This window comes from Intestinibacter sp. (genome assembly GCF_051866655.1).
Taxonomy (GTDB): Bacteria; Bacillota; Clostridia; order Peptostreptococcales; family Peptostreptococcaceae; genus Intestinibacter.
In genome coordinates this window covers 1-2169 of sequence record NZ_JBJDXL010000287.1, presented here as the reverse complement: position 1 = coordinate 2169, position 2169 = coordinate 1, and the positions used below count along the sequence as shown (strand labels likewise).

Here is a 2169-nt window from a genome sequence, read left to right as displayed (position 1 = left end):
TAAAAACAGTCGGCGTACTGACTCTTATGACCCAATGTGGATTTGATATACCTGCTGAAGAAGGAACTGATATATCTATTTTTGAAAACATATTTGTAGATATAGGTGACAACCAAAGCATAGAAAATGCGCTTAGTACATTTTCTTCTCATATTCAAAATATAGCTTCTATAATAAACAAAAGCAATAAATCAACGCTCGTCCTATTAGACGAAATAGGTAGTGGAACTGAGCCAAATGAAGGTGCAGCACTTGCAATCGCTGTATTAGAAGAGCTATACGAAATGGGATGTATAACAGTAGCATCTACCCACTACGGCGAGCTGAAAAAATACGCCAAATTACATCCTGACTTTGAAAATGCAGGTATGATGTTTGACAAAGATACTCTAGAACCTCTTTACAAGCTGACTATCGGCCATTCTCAAAGCAGTAATGCATTATTTATTTCTAAAAAAATGGGAATTAGAGATAAGGTGCTTAAAAAGGCAAACGACTATATAAACAACAAGGATTACGATATAAAATTAGTCGACGATAGAAGGATAAGAAAACAAAGCGATGTAGATAACGTACCTAGCAAGGTTTACGATTACGAAATCGGCGATAAAATAAAGCTTCTAGATAAAGACGATTACGGTATTGTCTACACTCCTGTCGATAAATTTAATAATTTAGAGGTTTTATATAATGATGAGTTTATAACAGTAAATATAAAAAGAACTGAGCCTTACCTAAAGGCAAAGGATCTATATCCTGAAGACTACGATTTAAACAGCTTGTTTGTTTCTTTTGAAGATAGAAAATTAGAAAAGGATATAGCTAGAGGCTCTAAAAAAGCCCTCAAAAAAATTCAAAAGGAAATCAGAAGCAAAAAACAATAAAATATTTAAGAGGTTGTTGTAAGGTGACAACAACCTCTCTTTTAACAATTTTCTTTTAAAATTTTCCTAACATATTTAAATCCATCAGAAAATTTCTCAAAGCTCTTTTCAAATTCACAATCGAGCTTGCATCTAGCTGTCCAAATTCCATTTTTCTTGTACATAGATACAATCTTATCTCCATCTACCCATCTGTATATACCATTTGATTTTTCATATATCCAATCTAAGTTCGAGTTTACTTTTGCCATATCATTTAAAATATCTATTGCTTCTTTATATCTTTTTTCAGGATCTAGACTCAAGCATTTTTCAGTTATTTCAATCAATTGCCTTGGTATGTGGGGGTAATATTTTTTTCTAGTCGGAAACATTCCATTTACTATAGATATCTTTAAATCGTTTAAGTTCTTGCTTTTTTTTACCTGTCTATTGTACTCCTCTTCCCCATTGCACATTCTATATAAAGTATTTCCAAATTGATAAATATCTACATAAACATCTACCTTCGAGCTATAGCACTGCTCCGGTGCAATATGCTTGTAATATACGTTTTTTAATCTTCCGACACCTCCCGAATTTATATCTATCGACGACCCGAAGTCAGTCAAAACCGCACAGTTGTTGCCGTCTATTAATATATTGCTGGGCTTTATATCGCAGTGCAGAATTCGATTTTTATGGATATAGTAAATACCACTCAATATATCTAGAGAATATTTTACTATTTCTCTGACCGTTAGATTTCTACTTTGCATTATATCCTGTAGGGATCCATTTTTGTAATATGGCATAGATATATAAATATAGTCATCGTCATAAGTAGCGTAATTAACCCTTACAATATTTCTATTTTGTATTTTTTTTATCTTTCTGACCTCATCGAAGTACTTACTGCTTTCCTTGATTTTATTTTTATCGATTTGCTTTATCATAAAAATTTCCTTTAGCTGTGTATCCTCGACTATATATAGAGAAGAATTTGCACCATGAGATTGTACTTTTTCTACGACTCTCATATTTAGCTTTGAATTTATTTCCATACCATAACTCCCCTACTTAGGAATAATTCCTCCAAAACACCTTGCATTTTTATAGAATTTGTAATTTTATCACAAAAATCCTTTGCCTCTATATCGTAGCTCTCTCTAAAATTACCAATATCGACTTTATAGTATTTTATACCGTATTCATCTATAAAAACATTTGTCAAATTTCTAACATAATTTAGCTTCTGTGCTATAGAATAGCTATTTGGCAAAATTAACTCATTTTGCTTTATTAT

At 31.8% G+C, this 2169-nt stretch carries 3 protein-coding genes; 1 reads left to right on the top strand and 2 read right to left on the bottom strand.

Annotated features, from left to right (window positions below; all coding sequences use genetic code 11):
- The coding region (locus ACI3VO_RS08545) for a MutS-related protein (RefSeq protein ID WP_439757512.1) at positions 1-884 on the top strand (884 nt) is incomplete at its 5' end.
- Positions 885-925: 41 nt separating this feature from the next.
- On the opposite strand, the gene ACI3VO_RS08540 is transcribed toward ACI3VO_RS08545, so the two are convergent.
- Positions 926-1927: a serine/threonine-protein kinase gene (locus ACI3VO_RS08540; RefSeq protein WP_439757511.1), complete on the bottom strand. Its 1002-nt coding sequence runs from the start codon at positions 1925-1927 to the stop codon at positions 926-928.
- Positions 1918-2169: hypothetical protein (locus ACI3VO_RS08535; RefSeq protein ID WP_439757510.1), on the bottom strand; the 252-nt coding region annotated here is incomplete at its 5' end. The genes ACI3VO_RS08540 and ACI3VO_RS08535, both read right to left, overlap by 10 nt.